Here is a 16,507-nt window from a genome sequence, read left to right as displayed (position 1 = left end):
AGTTCATTAAACCTAATGCGAGTGTAGCTATTTGAGCTAGTTAGTAGAATTTTCCCCCAATCTGACGTAAAGAGGGTTAATATGAAGAGGAATATATTTATAGTAGGTATATTAATAGTTTTACTGTCAATTATGTTTTACTCCCAAGTCGGAAAGACGAATAATGTTCAGGTTAGTGTGGAACAGTCGACTAAGTTTTCCGAGGAGGAAATAAACGAAGCCATAGTTACTGTTAAGAAAAAGTTTAAGGAGTTTAGGGGATGTGAGCTTACGGAATTATGGTATTCAGAAAGCTCGAATGGTATGAAAGACGAAAATACTATGATTTTATTATCTAATTTTAAAGTAAATTCTTCGGGTGGCGATGGAAGTTTCGAACCAAACTCAACTCAATCCGATTGGAATTGGATATTGAGGAGGGATAGTAAAAATGATAATTGGCGTGTTGATTCTTGGGGATATTAATCAAAAATATGGAGTTTACTTCAATTTGATTTAGAGGTTATTGTACTAACGGGGTAGGAGAGTTCGACAAGAAACCATCTAATTACGATGGTTTCTTTCTAAAATGATTAAGTTTGAGTAGCTTTAATATAGGTTTTAACTGAAGGCGGAGAATAGGTTTGAAATTGTTCTATTAAAGATGCAGGCTCAGAATCATTCAATAGCATGGATAGGTATTTCTCTTGAAGAAATTCTTTTCTATTCATATGGCTAAAGAAATTAATCAACAAATCAAAGTAATTATCTATATTTAGTAAGCCACAAGGCTTTTTATGTAAACCTAACTGCCCCCATGTAAAAACTTCAAAAAATTCTTCCATCGTTCCTGGTCCGCCAGGTAAAGCTATAAATCCATCAGCAAGATCTGCCATTTTCGCTTTTCTTTCATGCATTGAGTCTACGATGATTAGCTCTGACAAGTTTTTATGAGCTATCTCTCTATTATCTAAAAAGCTTGGCATAACTCCAATTACGTATCCACCTTCATTCAGTACTGAATCAGCAACAGCACCCATAATACCAACACTCGCTCCACCGTAAACAAGTGCAATATTTCGGCTTGCTAGTTCTTTACCAAGTTTTTTTGCACCTTCTACATATATATCAGATGCTCCGTTACTCGATCCACAAAATACTGCTAACCTTTTCAACTTATCACCTCCCAGAAAGTCACACCATTAAAGATTATACAAAACTTTCATTTTTTTGTTAAACTTAAGTATTGAATTGGAGGTCAGATGAGGATGAATGTAACTGAATTTCAGCAATGGGTGAAAGATTATTATGAAAGTAGGGGCTGGTCTGAGCTAGACATATTCATTCGTATTGGCTTTCTTGCTGAAGAAACAGGAGAGGTTGCACGAGCTATAAGAGCTCTTGAGATTGGTAGAGATAGGCCAGATGAAATAAGAGGTTCGTATGAGGAACATAAACAGGATTTAACCGAAGAGTTAGGTGATGTACTAGGTAATTTAATAGTAATTGCCAACAAGTATGATATCCCTTTAGAAGAAGTCTTTCAGTCGCACAAAAAGAAACTATCAGATCGTTATTCTAATGCTTAGCAAAGAAGCATTTTTCAACAATAAGGTGCGTCTGATTGAAGGGAAAGTTGGTAAATTTCAATAAAGTGGATAGAAACATTTTTCACCCTCTGCCCTTAATTAGGAACAGAGGGTTTTTTATTTGGTTACATTAGAGTGGCTCTTTTATATGCTTCTACAAAAAATGTAAATATTTTCATTTAAACTATAGGGTGCCTGTATCAAAATACTAAGTATTCCACCTAACGAGTAGTTTAAAAAGGAATAATAAAAGAAGTTATCATAATTTCAAGGAACCTTTTCTCGTGATAAACGTATATGAAATATACTTGAGGAAAAAGTGAACAGGTATGAGAGTCAATTTGAAGATTAACTAGAAGGGAGTACTCTTCTATTTTTCAGTTGCAATTCTAATGTATTTTATGCTCAAGATTTATAATTGAGAAACGGAATTTATTCAAGACACACTACTACATGAATAAAATTAGGAAGTGATTATGCTATGAAGTGGAAGCTTCTTCTACTCGGGTGGGTAACTATAACCGGCAGTCTGTTCCTAGGCTCTCTTTCTGGTACTGTTGCTGAACAGTTTGGCTTATCTAGAAATTCTCAATTATTGATTCAGGGTCTTGTGATGAGTGGACTGGTAGTTCCGATTATTTTGTATTTGTATCGGCATGCTGATCGAATAACAGGGGTAAAACCGAAAATAGCAGTGTATTCATGGAAAAGGGCATATCACTTTTTTACTGGAATTCTCCTGGCAACTACATTGGCTGTGTTGGGGTTCATTATAGCAACTACTCAAGGTTGGATCGTTATTGAACAATGGCATAATCCCGATTATTGGTTTACTCCGCTACTTTTCAACATTATCATTGCTTTTTTGTATGAGGCTTTGCCCGAAGAATTAGCTATACGTGGTTTGCTATATGATGTCTTGCGTTCTCGTTTTGCCACTTGGTTAGCTGTATTATTTCAAACACTATTATTTTTATCTGTTCCTCTCGTAGTCAATCAGCTTCAAGTTCTCGTTGGACTTAATCCCGGAAACATTATAACTGTTGATTATATTATTTTGATCTTATGTTATGGTATATGCTTGCAGTTAGTTCGTCTCTGGACGAGAAGTCTTTGGACATCTATTGGTTTCCATTTGGCATATTTAGAAATAACTAGGTTTGTAGTTTTGCAGAGTGATGGACCTTCAATTATTACCTTTTACGAAACGGTAAATGGACTTGGTGGATTGTATATCTCATTCGGAATGCTTGTGCTTGGTGGCATAATTGTTTCACTCTTTATATTAGGTGCGAAGCGTTTTATATGGAAAAGAGCCTAATTCAAACATTGGCTGGATTAAGTCCAATACAATACCGAACTCGAACCAGCCAATGACTGCATAATAAAAACTCTAACTTTTTGTGGGATAAGCTGTTTTGTACAGGGATAATTGTATAAAAAGTTAGAGGATATTTTAAGGATAGAGGTTGAAGATATCGACCTATAAATGTAGTCCTTATATAAGTAAAAAGAGCATTAGTTAAACAAAGTGATCATAATATGATCGCTTTTTTCTTGTCCTGTTTTTAATAAAAGAATTACTATATGAAAGCACGTTTGAACCAATTTATAGTAATAAATTTTATAAATTGGAAAATAATACTACTGAGGAATTGAGGGATTGCGAATGTCTGTGAAAAGAGCGATTGAGGTCGACTTAAACCATAATTATTTTAATTCAAAAGTCATTACTACAATGGAAAAACGACAATATTGATAGTGAAAAATAAAGGTAGGAAAGAACACAAATGTGGACGTTTCGATGTTGTCGATCAGGGTGGCGGTTTTAGTCAAACTTCCTTGGCCGTTAGGAGAGTATATGAATAAATTTTGACTTTATTAAGATTTAGTAAATCTTATGCTCGGGAGTGAAAAGGAAACACAGAGAAACTTCGATCCAGTCGAAACCACATAACGTGTCATGAGGTTTGGGAAGTCTTGTTTCAGCTTTAGTCCCCGCTCTCCCTGGATATGTAACTACTTAAAACAGTAAACTCTGCCTAAAATAAATATTTTCTTATCTAATAAATACAGGCTGATCAAGATAAGCCTTCTTTTCTAATTCTGTTTAAAGGTGTGTCAGATCATGGAATTTTTCACTTCTCAGGAATCCTTAACCATTGTTCAATGGATGCTTCGGGCAATTGTTGGATTTGTGTTTTTTGTCTTACTTGTCAAATTAATGGGTCAGCGCTCCCTATCCCAAGTAGGACTTCTCGATTTTGTCATTGTGCTGATTATTGGAAATATTATTGCCCATCCGCTGTCCGATGAAGGATTAGGTCTGGAAGGGTCGATGATTACAATGAGTGTGATTTTAATCTTGTATATAATCGGGATTTACTTAAGTTTGTATTCAAAACATTTCAGAAAGTGGTTTATCACCGATCCGATACCATTAATAGAAAATGGAATGATCAATAACCGTAATATGAAGCGGGCCCGGATTTCACTTGATGAACTGCAAACCGAACTGCGAATGAAAAATATTGAAGACATCCAAAAAGTCGCACTTGCCTTATGGGAACACGGCGGAAAGGTTTCCATTTTCCTGAAGACGGAACATTTGCCTTTAACAGCAGCCACATTTAACAAGCCAGTCAAACCTTTTTATTATCCAAATACGGTTATAAAAGAGGGAACAATTAATTATAAGCAGTTACACCAAATAGGAAGGGATGAAGAATGGCTTCTTAAAAAACTTCAAGATACCTATTCAAATATAACCATCAAAGATATTCTGCTTGCTGCCGTAGATGATAAGGAAAATCTAAGCATATTCCTATATAATTCCTGAGCTTCCACATGCTCCTATCTCATATGAGCATGTGCTAAGTACTGTATGTTTTCCAATTTAAACAGCTGGAATTTCTTGGTTGAATAGCAAAGGAATTGTGTCATTGCAAGTGTGAAATTAACGCGAACATCAAATGAATTGCATCTCGTAATTGTTAGTTGTGACTGATTACCAATGTAATAATCTACTTGCTTTAAGGTGACCGTTCAAAGGTAACAGAATAACTTAATTAGCATAAAATAAAGCAAAACCTTTGTTCTGGAGCTGATAAAAATGGATCACACTAAAAAAAAGATAACAATAGAAGAGATTTCGATGATAAAAAAATAATAGATCTTGAAAAGGAGGTTGCGTTGGGGCTATGGATTCAAGTGATAGGTCAGATTATTGAAATTAAAGGATTAACGGAACTTTTGAATATTGAGAATGATACAGATTCAATTGGTGAACGACAAATTTTGACCGGTGTTTGGATTAAGACAATTGGACAAATATTAGAGGCTGTATCAGTATCAAGTCAAATAGGCGAAGAAGATATAATAAAGCTTCTCCAAGAACAAAAAATCGCTATTATAGGAGATTTTCTTGTGTCAATTGGTGCAGCTTATGAAGTATCCGGAGGAATTCGTACACTTGAAGATGGGGAAACGCTTCAAACTCCTCACATTATTCCATAAGGTCATTGCAATGTACCATTTTACTCCGTAAAAAGGGTTCTTTTCCATCTAACTTTTGCTTTCGTTAAATTAAGAGTTCCTAGATATAATAAAATTTTTAATAAAAAAATCTTAGTATGCGAAAAGTATCAAATCCCTTTTAATCAACCTTTATTTCAAACCTACAGATGTGTATATGTCCAGTACCATTCTAGTGGTAAATTTCAATTTTGCCTATTTATAACCCCGCTTTCAAAAATGTAACAAGTCTTACAAACCAGTAATAAATTTCAAAGCGAGAGAATTGGAAAACGATAAATCTTTTCAACCTCTGTTCTAAAATAGGAACAGAGGTTCTATTATTTGGTTACTTTATTGTGATTTATTATCTTACAATACTTCAGAGTTATTAGTTGAGGAACAACGAATCATTGGATATTTTATGTTAAAATACATATAGGATTCCGAATATTAAGTACTTCAACTAACGGGGCGGGTTAATGGAATAAAGGATATGTTACAACAGAATGATTAATTACAGTATATTGTTATGGAAGAACGGTGGTATATTGTGGTAGGTATGACGCTATGTATTATTAAGAGGAATAATGAATTACTTTTACTAAATCGCAATTCCAAGCCAGCTAAAGGGCTATGGAATGGAACTGGGGGAAAAATAGAAGGTATTGAAACTCCATTGGAATGTGTAATTCGAGAGGTTAATGAAGAAACTTCAATAGATATAAGGAATTTCCAAATAATATATAAAGGACAGGTCACTTGGACTGTAGATAATAATGATGCTGGAGGTTTTCACCTTTATCTTGTAGAAGTTCCATCTGATTTTAGTTATTCAACCCCGATAAAGACAAAAGAGGGGATATTGGATTGGAAAAGTATAGATTGGGCTTTATCAGAGGAAAACTTAGGATTAGGTGAAGCAATACCAAAATATCTACCTTTTGTCTTATATGAAGATAGTCCATACGATTTCCATTTTACATTGTTAAAAAACAAACTTATTGATTTTACATATTTAAAAAGGGACATTGTTAAGAATTAACAAACATATGACTGAGATTGTGAAGAAATGTACCTAGACTATATGGTGCAATAATTTAAGAGCAACGCAAATTTCTGCGTTGCTCTCTTGCATTTGTTGGAATTACCAGGCACCAATAATCAATAACCAAACATAATCAGGATAACTCTTTGAAACTTAACTCTCTGTTCTATCGTATATAACACAACTGATTTTTATTATATGAAGAGAGAATAAAACAACCAAAAAGTTGATTGTTTATACATATCGTTGCATTGGAGGCATACTCAATGGGAAATCCATTTAAATTAATGATATGGAGTTATTTAATGCTGCTGTTCGCAGCAGTGGTGGCGGTTTTCGCTCCAGCATATGATTCTTCGTTCACCATGTGGACCCTTGCTGTTTTCCTCATAATGCTGCTAATGCCAATTGTATTAGTCTTCAGGTTTTCTGCTAATAAGGTGAAAGCGTATAAGTTGACAATTACTTATCAATGGTACGCCTCTCTCCTCTTAATCACTTTCCCATTGCTTAAAGTGTTGAAGGAAGAGATCTTTTATCAATTGCTGTTAGTCGGTTTATTTATAAGTATGTACTTTTTGGCGAGATTTGATCAGCGAACAGAAGTGCCAATTGTCTTCCCGGATAAAGATAGAGATATTAAAAAAATAAAAACATGGATTGCATATATGTACTATGTAATTCCAGTTTTAATTACATTTCTTGGGGTCGGTGGTGATTATGTAAAAACACGCATACTTTTCGAGACGTTTGGAGATAAAGTCATGATGCCATATTTTTTAACCCTGATATATATACTTTCATGCTGGCTTCTTTTCATGTTTAGTTCCTTGGCTTATAAATCCCATGTCGTAGAGGGGTATTTGGAAAAATAGATACTGGTAGGTACTTAATATTCAGAATGTCTATTAATATAAAAGCTGGAACAAATCACAATAATTGAACAAAAATTAATAGTTATAGCAGGATTTATTTATAAAAATCCTGCTAACGCAAATTCGCTGCGTCCTAAAAATAGTTAAGTTAGGATTGGATATTTATGTTACTATATGTGTAAGATTTTGAATATTAAGTACTCAGATGGACCGGGCAGATTAGGTGAATAAGAAAGACTTTTAAAACTTATGAATTCTTAAGTTTCTAATAGGGTTTCTCTACAGGCTTTGATTTTATATTGGATTATAAATCTACACAGAGGAGTATATAAATGAAAAAAGGCTCATTTATCTATCAATATTTATTTAATCCAAGAACGGTTGGTGCAGTACGTCCTAGCTCTGGATTTCTTAGTAATAAAATGGTGGAGGGAATCAAGTATAAAGATACAAAATACATTGTAGAATATGGTCCAGGTACAGGTGTTTTCACAGAGAAAATCCTAGAAAGAAGAAATAAAGAAACGCTGGTAGTTGTAATTGAAAGTAATCAAGCGTTTTACCAAGTACTTAAGAAGAAATTCAATAATGTTAGAAATTTAATCATTATTTTTGGTTCGGCTGAACATATTGAACAGTATTTAAAAGAATACAATATTCCTTATGTGGATTATATTATTTCTGGTCTGCCGTTTGCGAGTTTACCACAGAATGTTTCAAAAGAAATATTATCCAACACTTTAAAAGTTTTAAAAACAGGTGGCGAGTTTGTGACTTTTCAATATACTAAGGTTAAAATACCTTTTTTGAGAAATTATTTCCCAAATATTACAGTGAACAGAGAATTTAGAAATATACCCCCGGCTTATATTCTTCATTGTAAATTATGAGGAGGTAAGAAGGAATTAATTCATGAAGCCCAAAATACTAATAATTAATGACGATAAAGAAATACGGGAGCTTAATTTACATAGCCAACATTTTGCTTGTATTTAGTAGGTGGCTAATACACGATCAATCAACTTAGGTAATCAGTCGCGATTGATTAAGATCATCGATGAAATGATTAGTATTTTTTATAAAATTGTATAACTTCACATAAAATGAGTTTGGTCAATCTCTTGTCAAACGAGTTAGCTAATCTTATGAAAGAATGTACTTTAACTAATTGATACTTTACTAGAGGAAGATTCAAGATAGTGTTCTAACGGGGCAGGTTTTGGATAATAGGAAAATACAAAGTTTTATCGGACTGTATAACTATGTATGTAAATAAGAAGGATATGGATAAAGAAATTAGTAGGAGGGGTTATTTTGACAGCAGAGAAAAGCTTAAGGGTATGCGAAAAAGGACATATGTATTACAAAAGTAGTGATTGTCCAAGTTGCCCTACTTGTAATAAAGATGATAAACCTGAAAGTGGTTTCCTATCAAAACTAAGTTCACCTGCTAGAAATGCTCTAGTCCATCAAGGGATAGATACGTTACAAAAACTCTCAAAGTACACTGAAAAGGAAATCTTAAAATTGCATGGTATTGGACCAGCCTCCATACCTGTTATGAGAACTTCATTAAAAGAACATGGTTTATCATTTAAAGAATAACATTTTTTTCCTATCAATTGCAGCATTGATTGTGAAGTAGAGTGCTAAAAGCAAATGGTATCCCTTTATTAAACTTTATTTTAAAAGCTACAAGACTGTCCCTGTTCTGTTAGTAAATGTACAATAAAGCTTCAATAAAGAGATGTCTATCTTAACCTTTTACTTTCAAAAATGTGATAGGAAATACAATATTAACTTAGTCTTCAAAGTAAAGAAGTAGAAAACTTAACAAACTTTTCAACCTCTGTTCCAATATAGGAACAGAGGTTTTTATAAGGGTACTATTCTGATTTATTATCTTAGACTTCTTTCGGAGTGAATGGTTTGGGAACACCTAATAATTGGATAATTATGTTAAAATACATATAAGATTTTGAATACGAAGTCCCTGAACTAATTGGCAGATTAGTGAGCTGGGGTATATGATTTTCTCCAACCTTACTCCTCATACGTGGAAAAGGGTTTAAATATTTTTTATGAAAGTAGGCATAGGATATGAGGAATTTATTGAAGAAAGTAAGCATTATTGTAATGGGGATTTCGATATTAAGTTTATTTGGATGCAGCGATTTAAATAAACAAACAGCTAATATCATCGAGGAATATTTATCCGAAAAATACAACGAGTCCTTTGAAGTAAAATATTTAGGAGAGCGATGGGGTACGAAAAGTAATAATACAGTAACGACTTATGTGAAAGCATTAGATTCTAATATAATGTTTACTGCCTTGATGGATAAATCGGAAAACATCGTAGAAAATTATCCAGAAATGCTTTTAATGAATAAATTTGCATCCGTTTTTAATAAAGCGATTATAGCTGAGGGTCTAGATGCATCTTCTTGGATAAGAATCCATTTGGAACAACCTATTGAAATCACGAAAGATATGACAATAGAAGACTATCTACAAAAATCGAATGCAGATTATATACATGTTGAAATTGTCATGAAAAATGATAAAAGTATTACAGCAGAGAAATTAAAAACGATAGTTCAACAATCCTACGATGTGTTTAATGGCCCTTCTATTTCAGCAACGTATTGGATATTTAACGATGATGAATATAAAGAAGTGAATGATAAGTTAAAGAAAGTTGCAAATATAGATCCATCTTCCTTAGAAAGCTATGAATATCATAGTATGGTTTTTGTAGAATTAACAGAAAATGGTTTCGTAGATTCGGATGAAGACATTAATAAAAGACTGGAAGGAGAGATGAATGAATAGCTCTCTTCATAGTATGCAATAATGATGAGCAAGACTGTTGAAATAGGGATTAAGTTAAATTGAGGGTAAATGAAGAAAGTAGGTTTTTAGGTATGGTAAAAGTAGAAGAAAATAACAAGTATGATATAGGGAGTAGGCAAATAAATGATTCCTTTAGTATATGACCAAATTAATCACTGGGGCAAAGACGATGAATTCTTTCTAGCATTATTAAAAAAAATAAATGTAAAAAAAATAGCTGATTTGGGCTGTGGAACCGGAAGATTAACAACTCATTTTGCGAAAGCGGGCTATCATATTACAGCTGTTGACCCGAATGAAGAAGCAATTGAATATGCGAAGAATAAAAAGTATCCAGGCGAGGTGACTTGGATTGTTGGTGATAGCTCAGATTTACAAACCAATGCGTTTGATACCGTTATAATGACAGCAAATGTTGCACAAGTATTTCTTACAGATAAAAGTTGGCAACAAGTCATATCTGACGCATATCGGGCATTAAAACCGGCAGGGCATTTTATCTTTGATACACGTAACCCATTAGCAAGAGCGTGGGAGCAGTGGGAAAAAGATATGACGCCTGATGTTGCGATAAATCAGGAGACTGGGGAGCCACTTGAAATCTGGACAGAATACGAAGGTTTTGTAGATGATATTTATACGTTTTATGAAACGGTGAAGAATGCACGTACAGATGAAGTGCTAATTCAAGAAAAAATGCAATTAAAATTCCGAACACAAGAAGAACTCTATGAATCATTGCAACGAGTAGGTTTTTCACAAATTCAAGTTTATGGTGATTGGGAATTTAAAGATGCAACTGTAGAAACTAAGTCTTTTATTTTTCACAGCATAAAGTAAGAGTTTTTGCCGATTATATAAGGTTAAATTGATATAACACAAGAAATATCAAGAAATAGAAACCAATTCCTTATATGATTATTGTAGGAGTGAGGCAAATGAATGAACAAATACAGCTTATGATTGATTGGATTGAAGCAAATTTAAAAAATAAGTTTTCATTAGATGAACTATCGAATTATATGGGATATTCCCCTTATTACTGTTCATTTAAATTTCACCAAGTAACAGGTATAAGTATTAGGCGCTATATTCTTCTTAGAAGATTGTATTTATCTACAGAGGACTTGGCAAACAATAAGAAAATTATCGATATTGCTTTTGATTATGGTTATTCTTCACAGGAAGCCTATAGTCGAGCATTTAAAAATGTGTTTGGCATCAATCCTAGAGAACTTCAAGTTAACAAATTACCCGTTCAGTCAGTTGTTAAACTCACTATTACTAAAAATGGGGAATGGTATAAAATGAATATTTCCAAAAAAATTGAGGTTGAAAAGCTACATCGTGATCGAAGTGAGTTGTTTGATAAAGACGTATTACATATCTTAAATGGCCAAGTTATGTATGAGGAGTTTAAAAATAACAGATTGATGGGTGATTCTGATTATGCGCCATTTAATGAAGCGATGGGCGTGCATGCGACTTCAGAACAAATATTTGCTAAAGAATTTATAACTATTCGAGCGGCAGGTCATCATGAACCCGTAGAGGGATATATTAAAAAGGTTATCGCCCCGTTAGCCAATCTTTTTAATAAAGAGTATGAATGTATCGTGTTATGGTTTGGTGAAGATATGTTTTGTCAAATGAACCTACTTACCATACTTTCCTATCTTGAACAGTCAGGTTATGAGGGGAAGGTATTTTTAAATAGTTTTAGAGAAGATGAATTTAAAGTTAATCAAACCGAACTTACTTTAGGTCATTATTACTCCGTATATAAAGAGGTAATGATCAATCACACGAAACCAACTAATGAACTTATTCCAGTTATGTATCAAGCAATAAACATCTATTTAGAAATGCTACACGACGATAACGAAGTGGTAAAATATATTAGTAAAAATAAAGATCTATCAACAAAAGAATTAATCAAGAGGTTATTTGAACTTTTCCCAACCGTCGGTTATGGAGATTTACAATATATAGAGTTAATTAATAAAGTAAGATGAAAATGAGAAGTCACAAAAGACCAAAATACTGTGAAAAGGTGCTTAAAAAATCAGGGGCTTTCCTTTAGTAAAGGGAAGTCCTTTTTTTATGACAACTATATACGACCGTTTTAAATATTAATCTACCTTTCCCTTCAAATTAGGGAAAAGGTAGTATAGGAACTTTTTCTTGTCTCATTCTACTAAGTCAGCTCAGTTTAAGAATTGCTTCTATATTTTATAAACAGATAAAACAATTATTACGCCAATAAAAGTGGTAAAGGCTGATTTAGGACCTATCCTAAAAATAAGATTTTTAGACAATATTCGGAAAAAGAAAATACTTATAATTACTATGGCACTTTCCGTTGACTGTAGCATGGGAAAGCAATAGTTATGTCCTCACATACATCACCAGAATCCACCATTCTACGATAACGAGCTAGGGTTCACTACAGTTAATATGAGGTGCACAATAGTAATAAGTAAAGAATCTGCTAGGATCTGTACTGATTAGTATCAATATACCCACCTCTCTAGTGGGAATAAAATAACTTAACACCTATAAGACACAAAGGTAATAAAAAGTGCTGTTTTATTTAGTGATTTGGGAAAAAACTTTTATTTTGGAAGTAGTAAAGTGAGTGGGGTAATTATAATAGAAGTGGGAAAAGTCAAGAGAAGATCAAATAAATACGATAGTTTTTAAATGCGAATTATGTTTATTCTTTCTAATTTGTAAGTTTAACTTAGTAAGTTTTAACGACTAACAAATATAGTGAATAGATAGTGCCTTAGAAGAAGTCCCTAAGACACTATCTGACTAAAAGTTAATATTAGCATGGGCATGCTATTGCTACATCATCACATACATCTCCATGATCGGTTCTTCTGCGATAACGTGCATTTGCTCGTTCTGTTCTAAAGCACATCTCATCATACGCGCAATAGTAATATGAAGTCATAAAATTAGGATCTGAACAAATAGGTCTCATTTTTTTCACCTCCCTATTTTTAAATTATATAACTTAGGTTTTATACCTAAAGTTATTAATTCGATTAAGCTGATTGACTACCTAGAAATATAAAAGTAGGTATAGGTGTAATATTTTCTATTACATACTCTTTGTTTAAATGAACAAAAGATGGTAAAAAGGCTATTTTATAATCAATAAATGTCTGTTCACTAACAATAAGTACTTCTACATCCTTTTCATATAAATTAAATAAAATATCAGCTTCCGCCTCTTCACTTTCATCCATTACCACAGCATATTTAAATGATGGATAGTTACGGGCCACATCAAGGAATATTTCCAAATTATTATCACAGTAGATACAGTCAGTATTCAAAAAGACCAGGACAAGATCATCTTGAATAATACCTTCTAGAGTTATTCTCGTATTATATTTTTTTGAAAACGCCTTAAAGTTTGGAGCCAATTTACCAAGTGAAGGATGATTTATATCACTACTTTCTTGGTTGTGGCTTTTTAATCTTTCTAAATAAATCTTGTATTCAAAGTTCCACTTTACTAACCTTTTATAGAGTAGAAATGAAAATAAAAGTGAAAAAATTATCAGTATTCCTATCAAAATATTAATTACAAGCATTTTCAAACCCCTCTTGGTTTAAATATTCTAAATTATTTACATTTTCAATTATATTATATATAGTATAAACTGTAAAGGGTTTCAAAATAATAAAAGTATAAGGAAGAGTATCAATGAGGATGTTGAAAACAATTTTAAAATCATATATTTATGCCAATCAACTAACATGGAAGTTTTGCAAAAAGCAATTAATAATTTTGGTAGTCATTAAGCTATTATTAGCTACATTACCTGTTAGTTTAATATGGTGCACAGAAAGACTAATAAATAATGTTAATAATTTCATTAACGATAGGGGACATATCAGTGGTGTTCTATTTTATTTCGTATTAGAAGTGTTAATAACATTGCTAACATTCTTTTTACAAAAGGTTTCGCTTATAGTAGAACAAAAAATGATAGATATTTTTAAATTAGATTTTAAGAAAATTTTGTTTCGCAAACAACGTGTACTACCCTTTGAAATGTTTGAAGACCATGACTTTCAAAATAACCTGAATAGAATAAACTCAAATGATATAAAAATAATAAAAATGACAACTAGTGGAATCGATTTTTCGTCTAATTTTATCTCCTTAATTGGTATTCTGTTTTACCTTATTACAATCAGCTGGTGGTTTGGACCTTTGCTTTTAGTAGGAATGATCCCCTTAATTATAGTTCAGTTTAAGTTTGGAAGAAAAAAGTATGAGTTGTTTAAATTTCTAACACCATTTGGTAGAAAAGAACATTATATAGAGGAACTTCTTAAGAATCCTAAATCGTTACATGAAGTTAGACTGAATTTAATAGAGGATTATATCATTAAAAAATGGGTAGGCAGTTACCAAACTAGTGCACTAAAGAATCTAAAAATATTAATTAGTCAGAGTAAGTGGCTAATGATAACTCAAATGATTCAAATGATTGTTTATATGGTATCTGGTTTATTCGCAATAATCTTAATCGTAAGAGGGGTAGTTCTGGTAGGAAGCTTTGTTGCAATATTACAATCTATACAAAAAATACAAGGGATACTGAATACCCTTACTAATTCTTTATCGGAAATCTATGAATCAAGCTTTCTAATAAATGATCTTAAAAGTTTTCTAAATTTAAAAGAGATTAATATAAATTCACGGAAAAAGATTGAGAATGTTATTAATTTAGAAGTTTCTGGTTTAACATTTAAATATCCTAATTCCAAACAATATGCACTAAAAGATATTAATATCAATATTCCACAGGGAAAAAAAATAGCGATTGTAGGAGTGAATGGTTCAGGAAAAACTACTTTATTAAAGTGTTTAACAGGTTTATATCTTACGGATAACTTTATAAAGGTGAATGATATTGACATAAAAGAATTGGATTTAGAGTCATATCATAAATGTATTGCGGTTTTAAGTCAGGACTTTAATAAGTACGAGTTTTCAGCTAAAGAAAATATTGGGTTAGGTAGAATTGATAAAATGAATAATTATAACTTAATTAAGGAAGCTGCAATTAGAACTAGTATCCATTCTTACATCATAGGTTTACCTCAGCAATACAAGAGCTCTTTAGGTAGACTGTTTGAAGAAGGGAATGAACTATCAGGTGGTCAGTGGCAGAAGATAGCACTCTCCAGATCTCTTTTTCGGGATGGAGATATTCTATTTTTAGATGAACCAACAGCATCACTTGACCCAAATAGTGAGTTACAATTAATCGAGTCTTTGTTTAATAATTCTAGAGATACCCAATCAATTGTATATATTACGCATAGACTAGCAGCAACAAAGTTTGCTGATGAAATTATAGTTTTAAAGGAGGGGGAAGTTATTGAAAAGGGAAACCATGAGGAGTTAATTCAATTAGAAGGGGAGTACTTTACCCTATATGAACATCAGAAACAGTGGTACTCAGATACTAGTAAAGGGGAGGTCCAATTAACATGATTTATCTTACTAATATTTTATCCATAATAATTGTAATGATATTTTTATTAACAGCAACGGATAAGATTATACACTGGAATACTCATATCGATACAATTAAGAATTATAGAATAGTTAAAGATTCCTTGATAAAACCTCTTACAGTATTAATGATAGTAGCTGAATACTTTATTTGCATTTCTTTACTATTAATGAGAGCAAACTATTATAATTTACTTGTATTTCTGTTGTTAATAATTGTTTATACTGTAGCAATAGTGATTAATCTATTTAGAGGGAATGTAAATATTTCTTGCGGCTGTGGTAGTATTCTTGAAAGTAGCAATTTGAATTTTTGGCTCGTCATAAGAAACGCTTTTTTAATCTTAGTATATTTGTTGGTTTTTATAAATAGTGAATATACAATTACCCAATTAACTTTTTATGAGGCATCATTTACAGTATTTGTTTCAATATGTCTGATCATGATTTGGGCTATTATTAAAGAATTTATTGCTGGCAAGAAAGTATTAGATAAAATATTAAGAGTATTTCATTTGGGGGTTAGTAAATAATGTGGAATGATTTTGTATTAGTCATAGTATTATTATTATTAACTGCAGAATTAGGGATTTTGTATTTTTTTTTAAAGTATAATAGTAACTTTTTGAAGCAAATACAAAGCATAAAAGGGATCCAACTAGACTCGTTAGATATAGGAGAAAAAGCACCTTCATTTAGAACATTTAGTGAGACTGGGGAGAAAGTCATTTCAAAAGAGATGTTTAGTAAGAAGAGAACCCTTATTCTTTTTATAAATACTAATTGTCCAACTTGTAAATCTTTGTTGGCAGATATAAATAGTATTTCTTCAGATTATGATATTAATTTTTTGCTAATTAATAGTGACAATGTATCAAACGATGATCATATTACTAAACAACTCGATGATAGCATTATTTATATAAGGTCTAATCAGATTACTTCTTTATATTTTATAAGAAATGTACCTCACGGTGTACTTATTGATGAAAGTAGTACTATTATATTAAGTAATTATATTAAGAATATTAATGTTCTTAATAATATGCTATTAAACGAGAAAAACGTGAGAAGTTCAATGCCGGTTTAAGGGGGAATA

General features: G+C 32.1%; 18 protein-coding genes. 15 read left to right on the top strand and 3 right to left on the bottom strand.

Annotation, left to right across the window (positions count from 1 at the left end; genetic code table 11):
• Nucleotides 1-81 precede the first annotated feature (81 nt).
• Complete coding sequence (locus HNR27_RS12405; protein ID WP_429339952.1) at nucleotides 82-465, top strand: hypothetical protein; 384 nt, start codon at nucleotides 82-84, stop codon at nucleotides 463-465.
• Between the two features lie 107 nt (nucleotides 466-572).
• On the opposite strand, the gene HNR27_RS12400 is transcribed toward HNR27_RS12405, so the two are convergent.
• Complete coding sequence (locus HNR27_RS12400) at nucleotides 573-1,154, bottom strand: LOG family protein (RefSeq protein ID WP_429339951.1); 582 nt, start codon at nucleotides 1,152-1,154, stop codon at nucleotides 573-575.
• A 93-nt stretch (nucleotides 1,155-1,247) separates the two neighbouring features.
• On the opposite strand from HNR27_RS12400, the gene HNR27_RS12395 reads away from it, so the two are divergent.
• The 11 genes from HNR27_RS12395 (at nucleotide 1,248) to HNR27_RS12345 (ending at nucleotide 11,875) form a co-directional block, all read left to right on the top strand.
• Nucleotides 1,248-1,568, top strand: a complete 321-nt coding sequence (locus tag HNR27_RS12395) for a MazG nucleotide pyrophosphohydrolase domain-containing protein (protein WP_429339950.1) — start codon at nucleotides 1,248-1,250, stop codon at nucleotides 1,566-1,568.
• A gap of 481 nt (nucleotides 1,569-2,049) precedes the next feature.
• Nucleotides 2,050-2,889, top strand: a complete 840-nt coding sequence (locus tag HNR27_RS12390; protein ID WP_429339949.1) for a CPBP family glutamic-type intramembrane protease — start codon at nucleotides 2,050-2,052, stop codon at nucleotides 2,887-2,889.
• A gap of 807 nt (nucleotides 2,890-3,696) precedes the next feature.
• Nucleotides 3,697-4,407, top strand: coding sequence for a DUF421 domain-containing protein (locus HNR27_RS12385; protein ID WP_212920906.1), 711 nt, complete (start codon nucleotides 3,697-3,699; stop codon nucleotides 4,405-4,407).
• A gap of 353 nt (nucleotides 4,408-4,760) precedes the next feature.
• Nucleotides 4,761-5,084, top strand: a complete 324-nt coding sequence (locus HNR27_RS12380) for a hypothetical protein (RefSeq protein ID WP_212920905.1) — start codon at nucleotides 4,761-4,763, stop codon at nucleotides 5,082-5,084.
• 559 nt (nucleotides 5,085-5,643) lie between these two features.
• Nucleotides 5,644-6,126, top strand: coding sequence for an NUDIX domain-containing protein (locus tag HNR27_RS12375; RefSeq protein ID WP_373306340.1), 483 nt, complete (start codon nucleotides 5,644-5,646; stop codon nucleotides 6,124-6,126).
• Between the two features lie 269 nt (nucleotides 6,127-6,395).
• Nucleotides 6,396-7,004: a hypothetical protein gene (locus tag HNR27_RS12370; protein ID WP_212920903.1), complete on the top strand. Its 609-nt coding sequence runs from the start codon at nucleotides 6,396-6,398 to the stop codon at nucleotides 7,002-7,004.
• Between the two features lie 332 nt (nucleotides 7,005-7,336).
• Nucleotides 7,337-7,894: a class I SAM-dependent methyltransferase gene (locus tag HNR27_RS12365; protein WP_212920902.1), complete on the top strand. Its 558-nt coding sequence runs from the start codon at nucleotides 7,337-7,339 to the stop codon at nucleotides 7,892-7,894.
• 424 nt (nucleotides 7,895-8,318) lie between these two features.
• Nucleotides 8,319-8,609: an RNA polymerase alpha subunit C-terminal domain-containing protein gene (locus tag HNR27_RS12360; RefSeq protein ID WP_212920901.1), complete on the top strand. Its 291-nt coding sequence runs from the start codon at nucleotides 8,319-8,321 to the stop codon at nucleotides 8,607-8,609.
• Nucleotides 8,610-9,116: 507 nt separating this feature from the next.
• Nucleotides 9,117-9,839 (top strand): hypothetical protein, encoded by a 723-nt coding sequence (locus HNR27_RS12355; protein ID WP_212920900.1) that lies wholly within the window; start codon nucleotides 9,117-9,119, stop codon nucleotides 9,837-9,839.
• Between the two features lie 144 nt (nucleotides 9,840-9,983).
• Nucleotides 9,984-10,700 carry a class I SAM-dependent methyltransferase gene (locus tag HNR27_RS12350; RefSeq protein WP_429339948.1) on the top strand — a complete coding sequence of 239 codons (717 nt, stop codon included), beginning with the start codon at nucleotides 9,984-9,986 and terminating at the stop codon, nucleotides 10,698-10,700.
• Nucleotides 10,701-10,798: 98 nt separating this feature from the next.
• Entirely contained in the window at nucleotides 10,799-11,875 is a 1,077-nt protein-coding gene (locus HNR27_RS12345) for a helix-turn-helix transcriptional regulator (RefSeq protein ID WP_429339947.1), read from the top strand.
• 815 nt (nucleotides 11,876-12,690) lie between these two features.
• Here HNR27_RS12345 and HNR27_RS12340 read toward each other — a convergent pair.
• Together HNR27_RS12340 and HNR27_RS12335 are read right to left on the bottom strand one after the other, a co-directional pair.
• Entirely contained in the window at nucleotides 12,691-12,849 is a 159-nt protein-coding gene (locus HNR27_RS12340; RefSeq protein WP_212920898.1) for a hypothetical protein, read from the bottom strand.
• 64 nt (nucleotides 12,850-12,913) lie between these two features.
• Entirely contained in the window at nucleotides 12,914-13,468 is a 555-nt protein-coding gene (locus tag HNR27_RS12335; RefSeq protein WP_212920897.1) for a hypothetical protein, read from the bottom strand.
• Nucleotides 13,469-13,581: 113 nt separating this feature from the next.
• Between HNR27_RS12335 and HNR27_RS12330 the strand changes: the two genes are divergently transcribed.
• Genes HNR27_RS12330 through HNR27_RS12320 form a run of 3 tightly spaced genes read left to right on the top strand, consistent with a single transcriptional unit; the run spans nucleotide 13,582 to nucleotide 16,498 of the window.
• Nucleotides 13,582-15,387 carry an ABC transporter ATP-binding protein gene (locus HNR27_RS12330; protein WP_212920896.1) on the top strand — a complete coding sequence of 602 codons (1,806 nt, stop codon included), beginning with the start codon at nucleotides 13,582-13,584 and terminating at the stop codon, nucleotides 15,385-15,387.
• Nucleotides 15,384-15,941 (top strand): MauE/DoxX family redox-associated membrane protein, encoded by a 558-nt coding sequence (locus HNR27_RS12325; protein ID WP_212920895.1) that lies wholly within the window; start codon nucleotides 15,384-15,386, stop codon nucleotides 15,939-15,941. Before HNR27_RS12330 ends, HNR27_RS12325 begins: the two co-directional genes overlap by 4 nt.
• Nucleotides 15,941-16,498: a TlpA family protein disulfide reductase gene (locus HNR27_RS12320; protein ID WP_212920894.1), complete on the top strand. Its 558-nt coding sequence runs from the start codon at nucleotides 15,941-15,943 to the stop codon at nucleotides 16,496-16,498. Before HNR27_RS12325 ends, HNR27_RS12320 begins: the two co-directional genes overlap by 1 nt.
• The last annotated feature ends 9 nt before the right edge of the window (nucleotides 16,499-16,507 follow it).

This window comes from Ornithinibacillus bavariensis (assembly GCF_050433565.1).
In the GTDB taxonomy this organism is placed as follows: Bacteria; Bacillota; Bacilli; order Bacillales; family Amphibacillaceae; genus Ornithinibacillus; species Ornithinibacillus bavariensis.
Note: the sequence above shows the minus strand (reverse complement) of the source record. Positions and strands in the feature narration are given on the sequence as shown.

Excerpts from the sequence above, each read along its gene's own strand:
- HNR27_RS12405 (WP_429339952.1), top strand. The coding sequence starts at position 82 with ATGAAGAGGAATATATTTATAGTAGGTATATTAATAGTTTTACTGTCA.
- HNR27_RS12395 (WP_429339950.1), top strand. The coding sequence starts at position 1,248 with ATGAATGTAACTGAATTTCAGCAATGGGTGAAAGATTATTATGAAAGT.
- HNR27_RS12390 (WP_429339949.1), top strand. The coding sequence starts at position 2,050 with ATGAAGTGGAAGCTTCTTCTACTCGGGTGGGTAACTATAACCGGCAGT.
- HNR27_RS12385 (WP_212920906.1), top strand. The coding sequence starts at position 3,697 with ATGGAATTTTTCACTTCTCAGGAATCCTTAACCATTGTTCAATGGATG.
- HNR27_RS12375 (WP_373306340.1), top strand. The coding sequence starts at position 5,644 with ATGACGCTATGTATTATTAAGAGGAATAATGAATTACTTTTACTAAAT.
- HNR27_RS12370 (WP_212920903.1), top strand. The coding sequence starts at position 6,396 with ATGGGAAATCCATTTAAATTAATGATATGGAGTTATTTAATGCTGCTG.
- HNR27_RS12365 (WP_212920902.1), top strand. The coding sequence starts at position 7,337 with ATGAAAAAAGGCTCATTTATCTATCAATATTTATTTAATCCAAGAACG.
- HNR27_RS12350 (WP_429339948.1), top strand. The coding sequence starts at position 9,984 with ATGATTCCTTTAGTATATGACCAAATTAATCACTGGGGCAAAGACGAT.
- HNR27_RS12345 (WP_429339947.1), top strand. The coding sequence starts at position 10,799 with ATGAATGAACAAATACAGCTTATGATTGATTGGATTGAAGCAAATTTA.
- HNR27_RS12340 (WP_212920898.1), bottom strand. The coding sequence starts at position 12,849 with ATGAGACCTATTTGTTCAGATCCTAATTTTATGACTTCATATTACTAT.
- HNR27_RS12335 (WP_212920897.1), bottom strand. The coding sequence starts at position 13,468 with ATGCTTGTAATTAATATTTTGATAGGAATACTGATAATTTTTTCACTT.
- HNR27_RS12330 (WP_212920896.1), top strand. The coding sequence starts at position 13,582 with ATGAGGATGTTGAAAACAATTTTAAAATCATATATTTATGCCAATCAA.
- HNR27_RS12325 (WP_212920895.1), top strand. The coding sequence starts at position 15,384 with ATGATTTATCTTACTAATATTTTATCCATAATAATTGTAATGATATTT.
- HNR27_RS12320 (WP_212920894.1), top strand. The coding sequence starts at position 15,941 with ATGTGGAATGATTTTGTATTAGTCATAGTATTATTATTATTAACTGCA.